This window comes from Parasalinivibrio latis, assembly GCF_036825535.1.
Classification (GTDB): Bacteria; Pseudomonadota; Gammaproteobacteria; order Enterobacterales; family Vibrionaceae; genus Parasalinivibrio; species Parasalinivibrio latis.
The window spans coordinates 2,272,224-2,293,049 of sequence record NZ_CP098812.1; the positions used below are offsets into that span (position 1 = coordinate 2,272,224).

The following is a 20,826-nucleotide window of genomic DNA, read 5'->3' on the forward strand; positions in this document are numbered from 1 at the left end:
AGCAACATCCAGCCTATGCTGATGAAAGATAGGCCGTATCAGGACATTCAATTGCCCCAACACACTGCCGCACAGGAGGCAATCATGATGCAAGCTTGGTGGCTTAAAAAGCCGGGAGGACTGTCAGAGCTGTATCAGGGTGATGCCCCAATTCCACTGTGTGGCAGCGATGAAGTGTTGATCAAAGTTTCAGCCATTGGCCTTAACGCTGTCGACCACAAGCTGGCTGAATGGGGCTATGCAACCTGGGACTACCCACAGATACCTGGGTTGGATGTTGCAGGCGAAGTCGTAGAAACCGGAAGCCATGTCAGCAGCTTTCTACCGGGGGATCAGGTATTTTTGCTGTCCGACCCTCGCACTGCCGGTGCCTTTGCTGAGTATTCGGTTGCCAAGGCACATGCGGTCTGCCGTATCCCCGACGGACTGGATCCGGAAAAAGCTGCGGCTATCCCACTTCCCGGCATGACTGCCTGGCAAGCAATCCATCAAAAACTGCATGTTAAAAATGGTCAGATTGTTGCCATTCATGGGGCCAATTCTCCTGCAGGAATCTACGCCATCCAACTGGCAAAGTCAGTTGGCGCTGCAGTCATTGCCATCTGTACCCAGGAGCACCATGACCGGGCAGCCAAACTTGGTGCAGACATCCTTATCAACCCATCTACCGACAATATTCCATTTAAAATCTTTGAGGCAACCGAAGGAAAACTCCTGGACGCCATGATAGATGCGGTATCCACACCATCAGTCGGACATCTGCTGGCGTTGCTGAGGTTTGGCGGTCAATTCGTCAGCCTGGCGTCGGGTTTGCGGGAGATCCCGTTACTTGCTGCTACCAAGTCCTTATCCATACATGAAGTTGCAACCATGTCTGTTTTTGCCCACGGCCAAAGGGAGCAGGTGCAAGAGATCGTGGATATAGGGAATGCGCTGGCTGTACAGATGCAGGCCGGACTCATTGACCCGGACATCGGTGATATTGTCCCATTTTCTGAATTGCGGGAAGGGCTGGCGTCGATTCGTGACGGAAAGCAATCCGGGAGGGTTATTGTCACTCTTGCGGTGTAGTCACCATTCCTACAAGTATTTCCCTTGAATTGAACGTACTGAAATCTCTCTGAATCACGCACCTTGAAGTGGTTTGGATATATTGCCTTGATTGTGAAACACAAGCTATGTTTCTATTAACGACTGACACTATAAAAAGACAACCATCTATCAATGACTCAACACCCTGATTTGACCCGGCGGGTCATGCTGCACTATATCGTCGCAGCAGCTGTTTTCACCGTTTACGGATCGCGGGTATGCCCTTTTCTGGACAGCCTGAGCGTTGAACGGAACCCGCTTTATGCAGCGACAACTTTTGTCCTCATCTTCCTGCTGCGTAAAATGTTAATTTCCTCTGCATCCCGTTACTCTTCCATTAAAGAGTTCAGCCTGTTTGCCGTCGGCGGCTTAGGCCTCGCCATCTGGTACAATGTTTTCCATACTTTTCCCTTGGAAAGTAACATTAAAGTACTGATGGGAATGGTTTCTTTGGGCATTCTGGTCGGTCTGGACCTTTCCCTGCAAAACAAGCTTCTTACCTATCCGCAAGAGCTCGCTGAAACGTCGGTAGACCAGATAGACAATTATCGGTATTCGATTATCGTTCAGATGGGAGGACTTGTCGTCCTGCTTATTGTTCTGCTCACAACAGTGCTTGGAATGGTAATGGTAAAAGACCTCCACTGGCTTGCAGAACATATGGAGCCTCAAGCAGTTGATGCCGCCCTTGTCAGTATTTACAAAGAGTTTTCCTATATTGCTGCCTGCCTGGTTGGCTATACCCTTGTCATCATGTACCACTGGCTCAAACTTCTCAGGAAGGTACTCGACAAACAAAAATCCGTCCTTATCAGTGCATCAACAGGCGACCTGTCAGAGCGGGTTCCTCTCGTACGCCAAGCCGAACTGGGTGTGATTGCCCACTACACCAATTCGATGCTTGAGCAACTTGCCACTTCGCACGATGAGATAAACAAAACCCGGGATGTAGCCATTATCGGCCTGTCTGCACTGGCAGAATCTCGCGACAATGAAACCGGTGCTCATATTTTACGCACACAGTCCTACGTCAGGGCACTGGCGCTAAAATTAAGCGAAATTGAAAAATACAAAAACTACCTGACATCGGATCGCATCGAACTCCTGTTCAAATCTGCACCGCTGCATGATATCGGCAAGGTAGGTATCCCGGACAGTATTTTGCTCAAGCCGGGTAAACTGACTGACGAAGAATTCGAAATCATGAAAGGCCATGCCAAGATTGGCGCGGATGCACTGTCACTGGCCGAACGCAATATGGGGCAGAGTTCATTTCTGTCACTGGCAAGGGAAATCGCCCACACTCACCACGAAAAGTGGGATGGAACCGGCTACCCAAGGGGATTGCAGGGTGACGATATTCCTTTGTCTGGGCGCTTGATGGCACTCGCTGATGTGTATGATGCACTGATTTGTAAACGTGTGTACAAACCTGCATTTTCCCATGAAGACGCCAAGACCATTATTATTAAGGGTCGAGGTACACATTTCGACCCAGAAATTGTCGATGCATTCCTGGCCTGTGAACAGGCGTTTTTAGATATCGCAGCGAAATACAGGGATGAAGAGCAAAAAGCGTTTATCTGATTAAACGCGTTACCCGTTAGTTGACCAGAAACATCCAAATAACGTTGATGAAGCCGGTTCAGTTACCGGCTTTTGGTTTTTTTCCTGCTGACACCGTAGTTTCCTTCCAACAATTCAGTCACGAAGGGTGACGGTGTCTTAGGGTCACACGCCAGCCACACCTGCTCCCTGGCACGGGTGAGTGATACATAAAACAGCCGACGCTCTTCGGCAAAATCGACAGGTTCTTCATTCATCAGCAAGCAGTCATCCAGATGGTGGGTGTTCCGAACCGAAGGGAACACGCCCTCATTCATTGCCAACACCACTACGCAATCTGCCTCGCGCCCTTTGCTGGCATGCGCTGTGACAAACTCAATCGACAAATTGGAAAACTCCTTTTTCCATTTGGAAAGACTCTCCGGCCTGTGGTGATTTGCCCGGCCAATAAGCATCAACGACATGATCTGCCCGTCGTTTTGCTTTTCATTCAATTGCGCCAACAAGGCTTCAACACCATCACTATCAATAACACTGACAGCGGCGCTTTTCCGCTTCTTCACGCTGGTCAGCGTTTTATCAAGCTGGGTTGGGTTGACCATTACAAACTGCTTGGCAACTTCACCAATTTTATCGTTAAAGCGATAAGTCGTATCCAGATTCCGAATTGCCGCATGACCGAAGCGTTTTTCAAAGTCTGTCGTCAGGGAAACATCTGCCCCGGTAAAGCGATAAATGGCCTGCCAGTCGTCCCCTACAGCATAGAGTGAGGGAGACCTTGTGTTTTTCCCTTCATGCCGACATAGCGCTTCCAGCATCGAAAGGCGGTCCGGGGAAATATCCTGGTACTCATCGACCATAATAAACCGTACATCCGGCCGCCCTTTACCTTTTTCAAGCAACTTGGTGGCATCTGCAATCAGGCCGGAAAAGTCCTGCTTGCCTTCCTCTTTCAGCTTTTGCAGGTAAGCCTTGTAACACGGCCAGACCAGATTCAATTCACTGACTGATTGCTGTTTCAAGTCCTCGCCTATCCGTTCAAGGGACGACTGAATCTCTTTCTTGCCCTGTGCAATCAAACGTAACACATCAACCTGTCGCCATAGCCAGCGGTGCAGTTTCTCATTGTGCGTCTGCTCTAAAAGTGGTTTTTCAGGATCGACACCGGGAACTCCGAATTTTTCAGCATGCTTAAGCCACCTCTTCTCACTGGCTGGCACCTGCCAGTGTTCAGCCAGCCAAAGAGTTATCCAGGCGGTTTGGGCTATGTCATCGGTCGCCAGTTCTGAAATCTCAGGTGCAGTGCTCTGGTTGTGCCGGATTATCTCCCGGGCGAAACCATGAAAAGTGGATACCCGGATATTCCCAGAGACTTTTTTCGCCAGTCGCTCTTTCATTTCATCAGCGGCTTTACGGCCAAACGCCAGCATCAATATCTGCTCCGGCAGTGCCTGTCCACTTTGAACCAGATACGCTGCCCGTGCCACCAGCACACTGGTTTTCCCGGACCCCGCCCCAGCCAGGACAAGGTTAAAGTCATCATCAGTGACCACAGCCTCACGCTGGCTTTCGTTTAATGGGGAAGCTTCAACAGAATCAAACAGCGAAGACCATTGTTTAACCGCCTGATTTGACCAAGCTTCGTTGCGTTGAGCCAACCAGCTTTCTTGTCCAAGCCATTTACCGAGGCAGTCTGCTTTATCCGGATCAATCTGCCGAAGAAGTGAAAGTTCCAGGCCAGCCCTGGCGAGCAATGCCTGGATCTGGTCAAAGACAGCAGCAACCTCAGACTGCCTTAAATAGCCGCGGGCTTGCTGTAACTGTTGCAACAACTGGGTAATATCAGGCCAGATCGCATCAAGCGCCCTTTGACTGCCCGCCGCCCAATCCCGCCAGCAGGAAACCAGGTAATCGGCAAAGCACCGGGTCTCTTTCCAGGGTAAACCGAAAACCTTGTAAGTGTGTGCCCTGCCATCCTTGTCACGAGCAGTCAGGGTCAGTTTTCCCCAAAGCAAACCCCGGGCGACTGTCAGTTCCCCATTCCAGGTGGCGAAAGGCACAATTCGGCGAGTATCGTGTGATTCGAGGATCAGTGAATTGTCATCGATCGAGATACTGTAGTTGTCCCACTGCACGAACCAACGGGCCAGCGGCGTTGCACCCAATTCGCGCTGATGGGCAATGGCGGTCACTGGGCTGGTTAGATTACCTTCTGCCTGCTTCATGGTCGGCGGGAATACCCCTGTGTATATTTACATGTGTGCAGGATAGCAGCCTTATCCAGGTTTGACGAAACATGTTGATGTGATTGCGGAAAAAACCATCGAATGCACGTTTATCCCTACTGGGCTGATGCGAATTTTGTTATCTTGTGCACAGAACTTTCCATCGCAATCATTATGTTCCCTAACCACTATATTTCCCTGTTCCGACAATATTGGGCCAACGAAAGGGTCAACTATTCCATCCGGGTATTTCTCGCCCTGGTTGGGGTAACTGTACCCTGCTGGCATTTTCAGGCTCACAACGCTATCACCCCACTGGTTTTGGGAATTATTGCCTCGGCATTGGCTGAAACCGATGACAGCTTTACCGGCAGGTTGAAAGCCCAGATCATCACACTTGTCTGCTTTGCCATTGCCACCTTTTCTATAGAGATCCTGTTTCCCTATCCGTGGCTGTTTGCTACAGGGCTGGCGTTATCGACCTTCGGTTTTATCATGCTCGGGAGCGTAGGGCTTCGCTATGCCAGTATCGCCTTTGCATCGCTGCTAATTGCGGTATATACCATGCTGGGGGCAGCGGAAAGCACGATTCTCTGGTGGCAACCGGCACTTCTTCTGGCCGGGGCGACCTGGTACGGGCTCCTCTCTCTGATTTGGAACCTGCTGTGGCCTCATCGCCCCTTGCAACAGGGAATGGCCGGGGTATTTGCTGCTACAGCCAATTACCTTGAAGTAAAAAGCGAACTCTTCCTGCCCGTTCGAGGCATGGTTCCCCAACCGCTCCGGTTGGAAACCGCACGCCTGAATGCCAAAGTCGTCACTTCACTTAACCAGGCCAAGCTGACACTGTTAGTCCGGGCCCGCAGGGGAAGACTGGATCGTACAAACCAGCGGCTGCTGAAAACCTATTTCCTAGCCCAGGATATCCACGAGCGCATCAGCTCGTCCCATTACCGGTACCAGGATCTGGCTGAGTATTTTCTGCATTCTGACGTCCTGTTTCGCTTCCGCCACCTCATCCTGATGCAAGCTGCTGCCTGCCGCTCTGCTGCAACAGCTTTTACGCTTTCAAAGGACTACCAGCACAGCGAAGCATCAACCCAGGCACTCAATGAACTCAGGGAGTCCTTGGACTATCTTGCCCAAACAGCTCCCTTAGAATGCCGTAACCTTCTTACTCAATTGGAATTCTTATTCCGCAACTTGGCAACTGTGGAGCGGCAACTCGCCAACATAGGCAACCCGGATGCGATTGAAAGCGACGAAGACAACACGCTAGCAGATGAAGGTGCACACACACTGAAAGACAAATGGCACCGGATTTGGTCTCAAATGACGCCTAAATCCCTGCGTTTTCGCCATGCCGTGCGCCTGTCAGTCGTACTTGTCGCCGGATATGCCATATTGCAGGGGCTCCAGTTGGAACGTGGATACTGGATATTACTGACCATCCTGTTTGTCTGTCAGCCAAGCTATTCTGCGACTCGCAGCAAGCTGGTAGAACGGGTTATCGGTACGGTCGCCGGTTTATTGGTTGGAATACCGCTTTTGTATTTCTTCTCCGATCCGCTGTCTCAAATCGTATTGATGGTAATTACCGGTGTGATGTTCTTTGCATTCCGCACTACGCAATATGCCATCGCTACAGCATTTATCACCTTGCTCGTCCTGCTGTGCTTTAACCAGCTCGGTGAAGGTTATGCGGTAATTCTTCCGCGCCTGAGCGATACCTTGATTGGCTGCCTGCTGTCGGTTATCGCCGTTCGCTTCATTCTGCCTGACTGGCAGGCACACAGACTCCGCGGCATCATGTCAGACGCGCTGGAAACCAACCAGCAGTACCTGGCCCAAATTATCGGTCAGTACCGCATAGGCAAGCGGGACAACCTGGCATACCGTATCGCCCGCCGGAATGCTCACAACGCAGACACTGAACTGACTACCGCCATCAGTAATATGCTGGCTGAACCCGGCCGATACCGCTCTGCCACCGATGAGTCATTCCGGTTCCTGTGCCTTAACAATGCCATGCTGAGTTATATTTCTGCGTTGGGGGCACACCGGATGCAGCTTGGCGATGAAGCGCTTCATCATCTGGTTTCGCAGGCACATAGAGAGATTTACAAGAACCTGAACTGCCTGATAGAAAGCCTGGCCGACAACCCATGCAGTGAAGCACTTGATCAGAACACAGAACTGGAAAAACACCTAGAAAGCTGGCGTGATGAAGATAACCCATCCCTGCGTCTGGTATTGCAACAGCTCTACCTGATTAACCGAATGATGCCTGAGCTCCATTCACTGACTGGTAAGCTCACATCACGAGGCTTGCAGCACTCATCCCAGTAGAATCAGGTATGGGAAAAGGGAATCGAATTTAACCCAATCGGAAAAATGCCCAGAACGGTTTCGGGGGTTTGTGCTTCATAACAGATTCCCTCGAAATGGCGGGCAAGGCGCTACGATGAATCTCAAGGTGCTGCGGCACTATAAAGTCTGTTCGAGCGTACCTAAAAAAGCTAAAAGGTCATCCGTTGACATCACGATTTTGTCAAAACACTGTCCAAGCATTGGGTTGAGCTTACCCGCAATAAACGCAGCTCGCTTATCAGTGTGTAAGCCCACAATCACACGGCCTTTTTTCGAAAGGAACTTATCGGTATAAGCCATACCAAGTTCAACACAAGCCCCCTCATCCGGAATCCTTCCATCGAGGACAAACAAAAACACATCACACTCTAAAATCTCATCTCTGTCCTGAGTGAAAATTGCTTCCCGCCGCGCTTCCCGACTCATTTTATCGAAGGGCGATTTGCTCGCCTCTACGCCATCCCGCTGAGGGAGGAATACCTCAAATCCAAGAGATTCTATCTCCAGTGTTAGAGAGGTATTGAACCGCAATTCGGCATCACAGAACAGAGGACCCGCAAAGTAAAGTTTATTCATCGTTCTTTCCCCTATTCCAATCAACCTACTTTAAACCATAATGCTTGTCAGGTTACCAAAACACCACCGGTTGATTTCTGACCGGCCTTCGCCACAATGAGTAACACCCAATTCAGTAACACGGATTAGTTATGGAAGAGCAAAAAATAAAGCTGGATATCGTTTCCGATGTGGTATGCCCATGGTGTGTTATCGGCTACAAGCGGCTTGAGAAAGCTATTGACCAGCTTCATGCCTGGGATCGGGTGGAGATAGAATGGCAACCTTTCCAGCTCAACCCCCATATTCCCTCTGAGGGAGAAAACCTTCGGGAGCACCTTGCCAAGAAATACGGCACATCAACTGCTGAAAGTGTCCATGCTCGGGATAAACTGACTGCTTTGGGTGCTGAGGTCGGTTTTACCTTTAACTATGCCGATGATATGCGCACCTATAACACAGGTGACGCTCACGTGTTACTGGCCTACGCACGCCAATTTGGCCTGCAAACCCCATTGAAACTTGCGTTGTTTACCGAATTTTTTACTGAGCGGCGAAATGTTTCGGACCGGGCTCTGCTTCTCGACGTCGCCAAACGGACAGGGTTGCCAGTTGAACAGGGAGAAAGCCTCTTTGATGACCCGGCGCTGAGACAGGATGTTGACACGCAGCAAGAGTATTGGCGCAGGCTTGGAATAACCGGCGTACCTACTGTGGTGATGAACAGGGAACAGGCTGTCAGCGGTGCATATCCGGTCGATGCCTATGTTGAATTCCTTCAGTCAGCACTCTGAGCACAGATACACACCGAACTTTAATGGGCAGGCCATTTTGTGCTTGCCCACTCACCAGTATTATTGGTTTCGATTCCACACACCGGTTTTGGCTGTCTTTATCACGTAATCCCGAAAGCTTGTAGCCGGGCGCCCCAAGGCTTCTTCCACTCCATTTACCGTTTGGCTGTTCCTGCCATCCAACACTTCCGTAAACAGTTCCCTTAACAGCCAAAGCATCTCATCCGGTGCACCTTGTTCTTTAACAAAGGCAATAAACGCATCAATCGGGACCTGCTTATAGGTGACCGGAAAACCGGCAGCCAGAGATATCGCCTCAACACAGTCTGAAAAAGTCATCGCCTGTGGGCCGGTCACTTCAAATACTCGGTTTCTAAGTACCGGTTGAGTCAGTGCAGCAACAGCAACATCTGCGATATCGTCAGCATCAACAAAAGGTTCCGGCACCTCTCCAGCCGGTAGGACCAGCTCGCCCGCCATAATCCCTTGCATCATAAAACTCTCACTGAAATTTTGCATAAACCAGCTGGCCCGAACCACATTCCAGTCCATCCCAGACGCCTCAAGATGTTCCTCAGCACGTCTTGCTCCCGCCTCCCCTCTGCCAGAAAGCAACACGATATGCTCCAATCCGGCTTCTTTGGCCTGATCTAAAAATGTCTGGATAGTCTTTGCTGCTGACGGAACAGCAAGATCCGGCTGGAATGTGACATAGGCTGACTTCATTCCTTCCAAAGCGCGAACCCAGGTGCTGCTGTCCTCCCAGTCAAAACCGGGGGATGCAGAGCGTGAAACAGCACACGTTTCAAACCCCATATTATTAAGGCGGGCATTTACTCTCGCGCCGGTTTTCCCATTTTTGCCGATTATCAGAATAGGTTGCTTAGTCATCACTTCTCTCCATTCAATGAATAACTGTGATTACATTTTTGCTAACCTTTGCTGGATAGTTAATGCCATAAAATCCATGTTTTTTGACTTTTCATCCAAAAGTATTGGTTTTTAATCGCATCAGTGGAAGGCTGGAAAAATGATTCAGAGTAACGAGCCCGTCAGTCATCCACGCCCGTTTAAAGGAAGCTTGATTTACACATATAGGAATGATGATGCCAGAGCGACAGTTTCCACCACTCAGTGACCCTCTGGGCGAAACGCTTTATCAATTGCGGCTTAATGGCAGCCTTTACTGTTATTCGGAGCTGACTGCCCCGTGGGGCATCGACATGCCGGCCTTGGATGACAAAATGATGATTCATATCGTCACTGAAGGTACCTGCTGGCTCCGGGTTGGCAGCGAAGATCCGGTGCAACTTCAGTCCGGTCACCTGGCATTGGTGCCCAAAGGACAAGGGCACAGTATTTGTGATCAAATGGGATCGCCGCTTACCGGATTGTTCGATATTCCGGTTACACATTTGAGTGAGCGCTATGAAATTATGAAACACGGGGGCGGCGGCGAAACAACCCGGCTTACCTGTGGAGTCGTGAGTTTCGATCATGCAGCAGGACGCCAGTTGATACAGCAGTTGCCCCACGTATTGACCATCGACAGCTGGGATGACGGCAGCAGTCATTGGCTGCAAAGCTTGCTCCGTTTTATCGCCTTGGAAGCAAAGGAGCTGAAGCCCGGCGGAGAAACCGTTATCACTCACCTTGCTGACATTTTGGTTATTCAGGCAATCCGAAACTGGGTAGACCACGCTCCAGAAGCCCGGACCGGTTGGTTTGCGGCATTGAGGGACAGGAAAATCGGGGCCGCTCTTACTGCAATTCACCGCCAACCGGAAGCGCCGTGGACGGTGGATTCACTGGCTCGTGAAGCGGGAATGTCCCGCTCTGGGTTTTCAGCTCGCTTTACGGACTTAGTTGGGGATACGGTAAAGCACTACTTAACCCGCTGGAGGATGCAGGTAGCAACGGTCAAATTAAAGCATGGAAATACCTCTATCACGACGTTATCCGAGGAACTCGGTTACCACTCAGAGGCCGCTTTTTCCCGGGCTTTTAAACGTGTTACCGGGTATTCACCCGGCCATATCCAGCGTCAAAAAGTCATGGTTGATAGCCCACACCACACAAAAGGTGATTAATCTCTCATTTTTGAGTAAATACATACCATTTTTGGCTATATACCGAGGCTCAGGTGGAGTTCTAGAATGCAGAACTTTCTATCTGTAGCAAGCCGTATCCCCTTGCCGCCTCATGTGGCAATACGCGGTTCTAACTCGAGGGTCTTGAATGGGCAATGTTGCAAAGTCTGCTGTAAAACTAAGTGTCTTCTCGGTGATTATGATCACCGTGACATCTGTCGACAGTATCCGAAACCTGCCTGGTGCCGCTCTGTTTGGCAGCCACGCAATCTCCTTTTTCCTTCTTGCCGGTCTCTGTTTTTTCGTCCCGACTGCGCTGGTTTGTGCAGAACTGAGTACGACCTACCCTAAACAGGGTGGCGTGTACCACTGGGGTAAAGAGACCCTTGGCCACAATTTTGGTTTTGTGACTGTCTGGTATCAGTACGCTGAAAATATCGTGTACTACCCGCCGCTGATCTCATTCATCGTTGCCACCGGTACCTATCCGTTTTTCCCGGAGTTGGCGGAAAACAGCATGTTTATGCTGGTGATGATCAACGTCATTTTCTGGGCGCTGACAATCGTTAATATTTTCGGCCTCAAACTGTCATCCCTGATTACCAATGTATTCGGTACACTGGGTTTGATCTTCCCGATTTTGCTGATCATCGCACTGGGAAGCTACTGGACTTACACCCATCCGGAAGCCTCGCAGATTTCCCTGACCAGTGTGTCAGACTGGTTGCCTGACTTTTCACAGAGTGGTCTCGGTGCAAGTTTCACGGCCGTCGTGCTGTCACTGACCGGCATCGAAATCACCACGGCATATGCCAATGAGGTGAAGAACCCTCAGAAGGCTTACCCGAAAGCACTGATCATTTCGACTGTCCTGATTCTGGTTTCCCTGACAGCCTGTTCCCTGTCAATTGCCGCAGTAGTATCCAGCCAGCACTCAAGCCTGAGCGAAGGCGTTATCCTGGCGTTTAAGACCTTCTTTGACGATATGAACATGCCGTTTATGTTGCCGGTTATCGCTCTGGCAATCGTATTTGGCAGTCTGGCAAGCCTGAACAACTGGATCATTGCTCCAACCAAGAGCCTCCACGTTGCTGCCCAGGACAACTTCATGCCCCTGCGTCTTTCAAAAGAGAACAAGAACCGTGCACCTGTACCGCTTCTGCTGCTACAGGGTGCGATTGTCAGCGTGCTGTCCCTGGTGTTTGTGCTGGTACCAAACGTAAACGAAGGCATGTGGCTTCTGAATATTCTGATGACCCAGCTCTACATGGTGATGTACATCTGTATCTTTATCAGCTTTTTGGTTTCACGCCACAAGCACAAAGATATTGAACGTCCTTTCCGTGTACCTGGTGGCAAGGTGGGCATGTTCATCGCCTCGGCCCTGGGTCTGTTCAGTTGCTTCCTGACTATCTTTGTTGCCTTTGATGTTCCTGCCGGCATGAGCAAGGTAACCGGTGCATATGCCCTGATTATAGGCTTTGTAGCGTTCAGCTTACCTGCGGCTGCGGCTATCATTTACCGCAATAAAAACAAAGAATCACTGTCAATGGAAAACATCGAGACTGTTGCAGCGAACTAACACTAGCCTGCTTAAACGTAAAAAAACGCCGGTATTCGCATACCGGCGTTTTTTTGTTGGGGTAAGGTAATCAACTAACGTAATACACCCGGCATTCATAAGGGCGAAGGTGAATCTGCCCGTCAATACCTTCGTCCCCGGTGTAGTTACCTAACACTTTCTCAGCCTGACCTGCCGGCGTGTCGGGGATAACAAATTCCACGTTATCAGCATAGAAATTACACACTACCAACAAATGCTCTTTGCCATAGGTTCGCCGGTAACAAAATATCGACGGGTGATCCGGGGCCAAATCAGTAAAGTCCCCCTCGGTGACAACTGGCAGGCGCTTACGAAGATCAATCAGGTCCCGATAAAAATAGAACACTGAATTTTGATCTGAAATGGCTTTTTTTACATTGATGTCTTTGTAGTTATCACCCGGATGTAACCAGGGGACCCCCTTGGTAAATCCGGCATGCTCAGTGTCATCCCACTGCATGGGTGTTCGGGAGTTATCACGGGATTTTGAAGCCAGTATTGCCAGTACGTCCTGCTTATCCATCCCCTTCGCCAACATGTGGTTGTACATATTCAAGCTTTCAACATCCCGGTATTGGCTGATATCTGAATAATGAGGGTTGGTCATACCAATTTCTTCGCCCTGATAGATATATGGCGTTCCCTGTAACATGTGGACAGCGGTCGCCAACATCTTGGCTGAATGTTCCCGGTAGTCACCATCATCTCCAAACCGCGAGACAATACGAGGCTGGTCGTGGTTACACCAGAAAAGTGCATTCCATCCCTGGTTATGCAAACCTTTCTGCCACTCTGAAAACAGTTTTTTCAGGGTGATAAAGTTAAAGGGGGCCAGGGTCCATTTCTCACCGTTCGGGTAATCAACTTTCAAGTGGTGGAAATTAAACACCATCGACAATTCACTGCCATCAACCGCTGAGTAACGGCGGCAGTGCTCAATTGACGTCGATGACATTTCACCGACAGTCACCACGCCGTATTTTTGGAAAACATCGGAACTGATTTCCTGCAGGTATTCGTGAACGCGAGGGCCATCGGTATAGAAGCGCCTTCCGTCGCCTGACTTATCATTGGGAAACGCCTGATCTTTTGATATGAGGTTAATAACATCCAGCCGGAAGCCGTCAACGCCTTTTTCTACCCAGAACTGGATGATTTTCTTCACCTCCTCCCGCACTTGCGGGTTTTCCCAATTCAGGTCTGCTTGCTCTTTGGCAAACAGATGAAGGTAATACTGCCCGGTTTGTTCATCCTTCTCCCAGGCACTGCCACCAAATTTAGACTGCCAGTTATTCGGAACTTTCCCGTCCACCGGATCTTTCCAGATGTAGTAATCCCGATAAGGGCTCTTTTTATTTCCCAACGCCGATTTAAACCATGCATGCTCAGTAGACGTATGGTTAACCACTATGTCCATGACAATTTGAATTCCTCGCCTGTGCGCTTCAAAGAGCAGCATGTCGAAATCCTGCATGGTGCCGAAGGAGGGGTCGATGTTGTAATAGTCAGCAATGTCGTAGCCGTTATCGACTTGAGGGGAAACATACACCGGTGTGAGCCAGATAGCGTCGACACCCAACTCCCGGATGTAGTCCAGTTTCGAGATTATTCCCTTCAGATCACCGGTGCCCAGGTTCTTGCTGTCACAGAAACTTTTCGGATATATCTGATAGATAGTGGCAGTGTGCCACCACTCTCGATTGTCACTGTTCATAATGAGATTCGCTGTTAAATAGTGGAGTGGGACAAAACCTGCCCCACTTTTTGCGTAGATGACTGGGTTATGCCGCGGCTTCATCCAACTGGCCACTCGCCTGCTTACGACGGTACACGGTAATCGTAAGCAACATTGGCACAGCGACAGCAATTGCCATCGCTACTGCATATACTCCCCAAAAGGCAGGTTTTATTGAAAGAATGCCAGGTAACCCACCCACACCAATGCCGTTCGCCATTACTCCAAACAAACCGCACAGCGTCGCCGCTATCGCTGAACCAACCATGGCACAGAGCATCGGGAAACCATATTTCAGATTGATACCGTACATAGCAGGTTCAGTAACACCAAGGTAGGCAGAAATTGCTGCAGGCACCGAAATCTCCCTTTCGTTCTCTTTTTTACTCACCCAAATGATGCCGACGACAGCTGACGCCTGGGCAATGTTGGAGAGCGCTATAAGCGGCCAGATTGGGGTTCCCCCCATATCTTGCATAAGTTGGAGGTCAACGGCGTTGGTGGTGTGGTGAATACCCGTGATAACTAAGGGTGCGTAAAAAAAGCCAAACAGGGCTGAACCGATAAATGCCCAGTCACCGGTCATAGCAAGGCGGGCAAGGTATCCCACCCCATTGCCGATTTCGCGGCCAATAGGACCAATGATGGCGTGCGCCAGCAAAACTGTTACCAGAATAGAGACAAACGGAACAATAACCAGGTAAAGGTAGCCTGGAACGACTTTCTTTAGCTGGGTTTCTATAAATGCCAGCGCCATACCAGCCAGCATTGCGGGAATAACTTGCGCCTGGTACCCCACTTTTTCGATGACAAACAGACCGAAATCCCAAACTTCCGGTTGTTGTTTACCAATAAGATATGCATTCATCAATTGTGGTGAAACGAGCGTAATGCCAAGCACGATCCCCAGTATTGGCGTTCCACCCAGTTTCCTGACCGTTGACCAGCAGACCCCCACAGGCAGGAAGAAAAAGATAGCCTCCCCTATCAACCACAAGAAGGAGTGCACAGTGGCCCAAAACTGGCTTACCTGGGTGAGAGTTTTACCGTCAACCAGCGCTATGTCACCGATGACATTTCTGAAACCAAGTATCAAGCCACCAGTGATAATGGCTGGGAGCAGTGGGACAAATATTTCAGCCAGATGCGAAATCGTCCGCTCAAACAGGCTCATGTTCTGGCGCGCAGCCTTCTTGGCAGCATCTTTAGACTCACCTTTCTTACCGGTCACTTCCTCAAGCAGCTTGAAAGCCTGATCCACCTCAGTGCCAATCACCACTTGAAACTGACCTGCATTGGTGAAGCATCCCTTCACCATCTTAATTTTTTCTATTTCCTTAACTTGGGCATTCTCTGGTGCATTAAGGACAAAACGCAGGCGAGTCAAGCAATGGCTGACGGTAGCAATGTTATCTGCTCCGCCAATTAGCTCGACCAAGCGCTCGACCTCTTGTCTTGTAATAGTGCTCATAATCGGTATCCATATTTAGCTAATTGTGCAGTTGGTAACGTTCCCAATATCAGTATGGATCCATCACTCGACATCATGAATGGGAATGTTCCCATTACGTGAAGAGCATCACAGGGAAAAGAGTATGGTCAGTAAACCTGGGCTATTTTGCCGCAATAAGTCGACAGTCTTGTACCTGATGAGACACTTCTGTCGCTGAGGGGTTGGAAATCGAAGAGATAAGTTGATCCGCCGCTTTCTTTCCAGCATCGCGAAAGCCCAGTTCAACGGTAGTTGATTCCGGGAACATAAACCGGAGCATCGGGTTGTTACCCACACCGGCAACCTGAATATCAGTGCGTCCAAGATCTGCAAGACGTTTGCAAACCCCCAATGCAAGGGTATCAGACGCACAGACAACTGCATCGGTGTCATCATCGAGCAGGTCATCAACCCGCTCATAAGCGGCTTCAAGTTCTATAGGGGCGGTTGTAAAACAAGGGGACAGGGCGTGGGCCTGACAAAACGCCAGGTATGCAACCTGACGTTCTTCACCGGTCGTTTTATCCGATGCATCCACACCCAGATAGGCAATATGCCGGTGCCCGATGCCATAAAGATGATCCAATAGTTGGGAGATAGCCCCCTGGTTGTCGTAACTGACAGAATGGTAATCAGGATGAGTTACAGCCATCACAACCGCTTTTTGCCTGAAAGACTTCAGGTTGTCATAGTTACAACCACTGAAACCGAACAAAATAACGCCTTCGGCATCGCGCTTTTTAAGTACAGCGAGGTGTTCTGCCACTTTAGAGTCATCAAATCGACTCTCCATTACGGCAACATCAAACCCCTGTCCATAAAGGGTTTCCAGAATACCTCCTACCGCGCTGTTTTCGGAGTTTGAGGAGAGGTTTGCGATGATGACGCCCACCAATTTGGTCTTACCTCCGCGCATCGCTTGAGCCGATTTTGAGGGTTCAAACGCGTGCTCGGCAATCACTGCCTGTACTTTCTCCCTGGTAGCTGCTTTTACATTGGGATCATTGTTCAGCACTCTCGATACCGTGGATTTCCCAACACCAGCCAAGTTAGCAATATCTATAATTGTCAGTTTTTTCGCCATAACATCAGGGAGTTTTAAAATTAATGCTCCTTACATTTTGAAGACTAAAAACTTCAAATCAATCATTTTCTGTTCAACGATCACAGGTGTTTGGTCAGGGTTTTGTGAGAAATGGCATTTTTTACTTGAAAGTGAACACTAAAGGCCAAATATTGTCATATATATTGCGCTGCGCTCCCGAGCTTATGCTGTTGCCACTTTTTTTGCGCTGGAGCCGTTACTAAACAGAGACAAATTATGACTGTACATGTGGGAATTATCGATCCCGATCCAGTAAGGCTGGTTACTGCGCTGCTTCACCACCAGCCCAAAGTGAGTAAAATGATATTCATTGGCGTCGAGTGCCAGAAGGAACAGTTTGAACGCTTGTCAAATATCCTCACTCCTCGCGGCATAGTAAGCGAATTTTTCCAAGTCTCTGACGACATCAATGTCTCTCTGATTAAAAAGCAAATTAAGTCGCTGGCCGAAGAACTTGAACAGAGCGGCCGTGAAATCTACTTCAATGCAAGCTGCGGCCTCCGCCACCGTCTCCTTTCAGCCTACGAAGTCTTCCGAACCTATCACTGGCCTATCTACGTAATAGAACCTTACAGCGATGAACTCTGCTGGCTGTATCCAGAAGGCCATGAACAGCAGCAAGTCGATGATGTTATTCAGCTTACCGATTACCTTTCGATCTTCGGCGCGCGTTGTGAGTTTCCGGAACACGAATTTACCGGCTGTCTGGATGAACGTATTTACGCGCTCGGCCAGAAATGGGCAAGCAACGCCTTGGAGCTCGGCCCTGGCCTTGCTACGTTGAACTACTTGGCAACCACGTGTCGCAAAGAGCAACGCCTTGACGTTGAACTGAGCGAAAAGCAGCAAGGTTACCGTGAACTGGGTATTCTGATTGATGACCTGATCGAAACCAGCCTGGCAAAATATGAAAACGGTATCCTGACTTTCTCCTGCGAGGAAGCCCGCCGCTTCTCGAACGGTGAATGGCTCGAAAACCTGGTTCACTTCACTGTAGGTGAAATCCAGCGCGAATTACCGACAATCCAGGACCATTCTTTGGGTGTTCAGGTGTATCGCCAGATTGGCGATAAAGAAGTGCGCAATGAGCTGGACGTTGCAACGATCGTGAACAACAAACTTCACATCATTGAATGCAAAACCAAAGGCATGTCTCAGGATGGGGATGATACCCTCTACAAACTTGAATCGCTGCGCGATCTGCTGGGTGGTTTACAGGCACGGGCAATGTTGGTCAGTTTCCGCCCGCTACGCCAGCACGATATAAACCGGGCGACAGATCTGGGCCTTGCGTTGATAGGACCGGAGCAACTTGGTGACCTTAAGACACATTTAAGTGAATGGCTCGTTGGAGCGGGCGGCAGCACCAAATGACCGAGACGAAAAAGCCCTCACCAGAGGGCTTCAGACTGCTGACAAAGCCCTAGCCATTTGGCTGGGGCTCTGATCTAATAAGGGATAAGCAAATCAATCATGGATGTGGTGACATGCTTAAAGACCCTGGCCCTCAACAATATGAAATTGAGATGGTGACACTCGAACAGTTGGTTCCCCAAAACCATCTCGTTCGCAAAATCGATGCTGCTGTCGACTTTGAATTTATCCGCGACGAAGTCGCCCACCTCTATTGCCACAACAATGGCCGCCCTGCGATAGACCCCGTTCGCCTGTTCAAAATCCTGCTCCTTGGCTTCCTCTTCGGCGTCAAAAGTGAACGCCAGCTCGTTAAAGACATCGAGGTCAATATCGCTTACCGCTGGTTCCTGCGGATGTCGCTCACTGAAAAGGTGATTGATGCGTCCACCTTGAGCCAGAACCGCCGCCGTCGCTTCAACGGTACCGATATCTTTGAGCGCCTCTTCATCCGTATCGTCGAACAGGCGATGAATAAAGGCATGGTCGATGGACGTGTCTTATTTACCGACAGCACTCACCTGAAAGCCAATGCCAACAAGCGTAAATACCGTAACGAACTGGTGAAACAAAACATCAGCGCTTATGCCGAGCTGTTAGATGAAGCAGTTGAAGCTGACCGTGCAGCGGAAGGAAAACGCCCGCTCAAGCCAAAAGATGCTCACATCGAGAAAAACACCAAAGTCAGCGCCACCGACCCAGAAAGCGGGTTCATGACACGGGACCAAAAGCCCCAGGGCTTCTTCTACCTTGACCATCGCACCGTCGACGGCAAACACGGCATCATCCTCGACACCCATGTCACGCCGGGCAATGTGAATGACGCCCAACCGTATATCACCCGTCTGGATACCACGTTAGCGCGCTTTACGCTCTCGCCTATCGCCGCCGGGCTTGATGCCGGTTACTTCACCGCTACTATCTGCCATGAACTGGAGCAGCGCCAAATCCTGCCGGTCATGGGATACCGCCGGCCTCACCGTACAAAGAATCCTATCAAGAAAAAGCACTTCCGTTACGACAAAGAGACGGACCGCTATCTCTGTCCTCAGGGGCAGGCACTGGTCTACAAGACCACCAACCGACAAGCTTACCGTGAATATCACTCAAACCCGCAGACATGCAAAACCTGTCCACTGCGTGCTGATTGCACCAAGAGTGAAAACCACAAACGGGTGATAACCCGGCACCTGTTCGAGAAATCGGTTGAGAATGCCAATGCCCTGAGACTGACCACTTGGGGTAAGAAAGTGTACCGACGACGGGCAGAGACGGTGGAGCGAAGCTTCGCGGATGCCAAACAACACCATGGCCATCGCTATGCGAGGTTCCGTGGCCTGTTGAAAGTACAAATCCAGTGCTTCCTGGCCGCAGCGGCACAGAACATCAAAAAGATAGCCCTGATGGAGGCTTATCTTCGCAAAATTGGGCTCAATGCGCGCCAAATAGTCCAGAGAGTGATGCAATTTAGCGTCTATGGGCTAAAAGCGGCCTGAACATAACAATATGGAAAAATAGCGCGATCGCGGCCTTCGGCCGCTAACAAAAGAAAACCCCGCTTGAAAAAGCGGGGTTAGTCAGCAATCTGAAGCCCTCACCAGAGGGCTTTTCTCATATAGTCAGTTAATGAATGGGGTAACCCGTACATCCCAGCTTTTTAGAAATGCGCTCTGCTGCATCCCGTATAGAGGAAAGGTATTCCCGTCGCACCGATTCACTGTACCGTACGCTGGGATAGGATATACACAGCCCTGCGACCACTGAATTAAACCGATCGTAAATAGGTACTGCCAAGCTTCTTAACCCGGCTTCACGGTCTTCATTTTCTTCGCCGAAGCCCAATTCTCTCACACTGGAAAGATCCTTAAGTAGCCCACCCAGGTCAATTGTTTCACTGTTTAGCATTTTACTCTTTTCATTTTCTTCAAAGAGATGCTTAATTTCCTGATCATCCTTCGAGGCTAAAAAAACTTTACCAATTGATGAAGAGTATGAGGGAACGCGGTAACCTATTTTGGACTGAACCCCAAGAGAAAAGCTTGCATTTATATTATGTAAATAAACTACGCTATCTCCATCAAGGGTTCCTAATTGAATTGACTCACCATATTTGTCTGAAATTTTGCGCATTTCATAATCAGCCAAATCAATTAAATTGACATGTTCCAGCGCTTTTGAGCCGAGCTCAAATAACTTCAGGGTCATACTGTATTTATCCGAGTCTCCTTCTTGCGAAACAATACCCAGTGTCTTCATAGTCTGAAGAAACCGATATACTGTTGATTTTGACATCATCACTTTTTGTGACAAGTCACTGATTCCAATATCCCTCTCTTCACTTATTGCTTGTAATATACCGAATATTTTAAGCACTGAGGACACTGATTCTGGCTGTTTTATCGAAGTCATATCTATTACCACCACTAGATGTAATTTCTTCCGCCAAATTATCCATTTACATATAGTTATAATGTTTGAGCTTATAGAACGGTGTCTAACAAATAATCATTAACATTCCACAAACTGAGAAACAACTCAATACTTAGGATATGTTTATTTAGTAATCCCGATTGCTTAAAGCAAAAGTGAGACACCTTTCCTTCAATATGTTAAATTCAGGCAACTAAATGACAGTTTTATTTCTAATAAAAGCATTTGGTTTCATATTTTTTTAATCTCATTTTATGTACAAATATTATTTATGAGACATTAAAAAATAACTAGACAATACTGCAATTCGTAAACTTCGAGTTAAGATGAAATTTACCTCATCAAAACTCACCATG

The 20,826-nt window shown here is 49.1% G+C and carries 15 protein-coding genes; 8 read left to right on the plus strand and 7 right to left on the minus strand.

The features are described from left to right. Positions 1 to 84: 84 nt before the first annotated feature. Together NF212_RS10490 and NF212_RS10495 are read left to right on the plus strand one after the other, a co-directional pair. Complete coding sequence (locus NF212_RS10490; protein WP_434355342.1) at positions 85 to 1,071, plus strand: alcohol dehydrogenase catalytic domain-containing protein; 987 nt, start codon at positions 85 to 87, stop codon at positions 1,069 to 1,071. A 153-nt stretch (positions 1,072 to 1,224) separates the two neighbouring features. Next, the gene (locus tag NF212_RS10495; RefSeq protein ID WP_434355344.1) at positions 1,225 to 2,679 is read left to right on the plus strand and encodes an HD domain-containing phosphohydrolase; all 1,455 of its coding nucleotides are present in this window, start codon (positions 1,225 to 1,227) and stop codon (positions 2,677 to 2,679) included. A gap of 62 nt (positions 2,680 to 2,741) precedes the next feature. On the opposite strand, the gene helD is transcribed toward NF212_RS10495, so the two are convergent. After that, complete coding sequence (helD, locus tag NF212_RS10500; RefSeq protein WP_434355346.1) at positions 2,742 to 4,883, minus strand: DNA helicase IV; 2,142 nt, start codon at positions 4,881 to 4,883, stop codon at positions 2,742 to 2,744. A gap of 174 nt (positions 4,884 to 5,057) precedes the next feature. Here helD and yccS point away from each other — a divergent pair, with 174 nt between their 5' ends. Then, positions 5,058 to 7,232 (plus strand): YccS family putative transporter, encoded by a 2,175-nt coding sequence (gene yccS / locus NF212_RS10505; RefSeq protein WP_434360868.1) that lies wholly within the window; start codon positions 5,058 to 5,060, stop codon positions 7,230 to 7,232. A 138-nt stretch (positions 7,233 to 7,370) separates the two neighbouring features. Here yccS and NF212_RS10510 read toward each other — a convergent pair whose 3' ends face one another. Further along, positions 7,371 to 7,829, minus strand: a complete 459-nt coding sequence (locus NF212_RS10510; protein ID WP_434355348.1) for a nucleoside 2-deoxyribosyltransferase — start codon at positions 7,827 to 7,829, stop codon at positions 7,371 to 7,373. A 131-nt stretch (positions 7,830 to 7,960) separates the two neighbouring features. On the opposite strand from NF212_RS10510, the gene NF212_RS10515 reads away from it, so the two are divergent. Beyond that, positions 7,961 to 8,602: a DsbA family oxidoreductase gene (locus NF212_RS10515; RefSeq protein ID WP_434355350.1), complete on the plus strand. Its 642-nt coding sequence runs from the start codon at positions 7,961 to 7,963 to the stop codon at positions 8,600 to 8,602. Positions 8,603 to 8,662: 60 nt separating this feature from the next. On the opposite strand, the gene NF212_RS10520 is transcribed toward NF212_RS10515, so the two are convergent. Continuing rightward, positions 8,663 to 9,493, minus strand: a complete 831-nt coding sequence (locus NF212_RS10520) for an NmrA family NAD(P)-binding protein (RefSeq protein ID WP_434355352.1) — start codon at positions 9,491 to 9,493, stop codon at positions 8,663 to 8,665. A 215-nt stretch (positions 9,494 to 9,708) separates the two neighbouring features. Between NF212_RS10520 and NF212_RS10525 the strand changes: the two genes are divergently transcribed. Together NF212_RS10525 and NF212_RS10530 are read left to right on the plus strand one after the other, a co-directional pair. After that, positions 9,709 to 10,692, plus strand: a complete 984-nt coding sequence (locus tag NF212_RS10525; RefSeq protein ID WP_434355354.1) for an AraC family transcriptional regulator — start codon at positions 9,709 to 9,711, stop codon at positions 10,690 to 10,692. Positions 10,693 to 10,840: 148 nt separating this feature from the next. After that, positions 10,841 to 12,274 (plus strand): APC family permease, encoded by a 1,434-nt coding sequence (locus NF212_RS10530; RefSeq protein ID WP_434355356.1) that lies wholly within the window; start codon positions 10,841 to 10,843, stop codon positions 12,272 to 12,274. A 70-nt stretch (positions 12,275 to 12,344) separates the two neighbouring features. On the opposite strand, the gene treC is transcribed toward NF212_RS10530, so the two are convergent. From treC to treR, 3 genes are all read right to left on the minus strand, one after another. Then, positions 12,345 to 14,009, minus strand: a complete 1,665-nt coding sequence (treC, locus tag NF212_RS10535; RefSeq protein ID WP_434355358.1) for an alpha,alpha-phosphotrehalase — start codon at positions 14,007 to 14,009, stop codon at positions 12,345 to 12,347. A gap of 67 nt (positions 14,010 to 14,076) precedes the next feature. Beyond that, a complete protein-coding gene (gene treB / locus NF212_RS10540; protein WP_434355360.1) occupies positions 14,077 to 15,501 on the minus strand; it encodes a PTS trehalose transporter subunit IIBC in 1,425 nt (474 codons plus the stop codon). A gap of 142 nt (positions 15,502 to 15,643) precedes the next feature. After that, complete coding sequence (gene treR, locus NF212_RS10545) at positions 15,644 to 16,606, minus strand: trehalose operon repressor TreR (RefSeq protein ID WP_434355362.1); 963 nt, start codon at positions 16,604 to 16,606, stop codon at positions 15,644 to 15,646. A gap of 237 nt (positions 16,607 to 16,843) precedes the next feature. Here treR and NF212_RS10550 point away from each other — a divergent pair, with 237 nt between their 5' ends. Further along, positions 16,844 to 18,001 carry a Card1-like endonuclease domain-containing protein gene (locus NF212_RS10550; protein WP_434355364.1) on the plus strand — a complete coding sequence of 386 codons (1,158 nt, stop codon included), beginning with the start codon at positions 16,844 to 16,846 and terminating at the stop codon, positions 17,999 to 18,001. Positions 18,002 to 18,114: 113 nt separating this feature from the next. Continuing rightward, positions 18,115 to 19,536 (plus strand): IS1182 family transposase, encoded by a 1,422-nt coding sequence (locus NF212_RS10555; protein ID WP_434355366.1) that lies wholly within the window; start codon positions 18,115 to 18,117, stop codon positions 19,534 to 19,536. A gap of 127 nt (positions 19,537 to 19,663) precedes the next feature. Here the strand turns inward: NF212_RS10555 and kdgR are convergent, their stop codons facing one another. Continuing rightward, positions 19,664 to 20,449, minus strand: a complete 786-nt coding sequence (gene kdgR / locus NF212_RS10560; RefSeq protein ID WP_434355368.1) for a DNA-binding transcriptional regulator KdgR — start codon at positions 20,447 to 20,449, stop codon at positions 19,664 to 19,666. Positions 20,450 to 20,826: the final 377 nt, after the last annotated feature.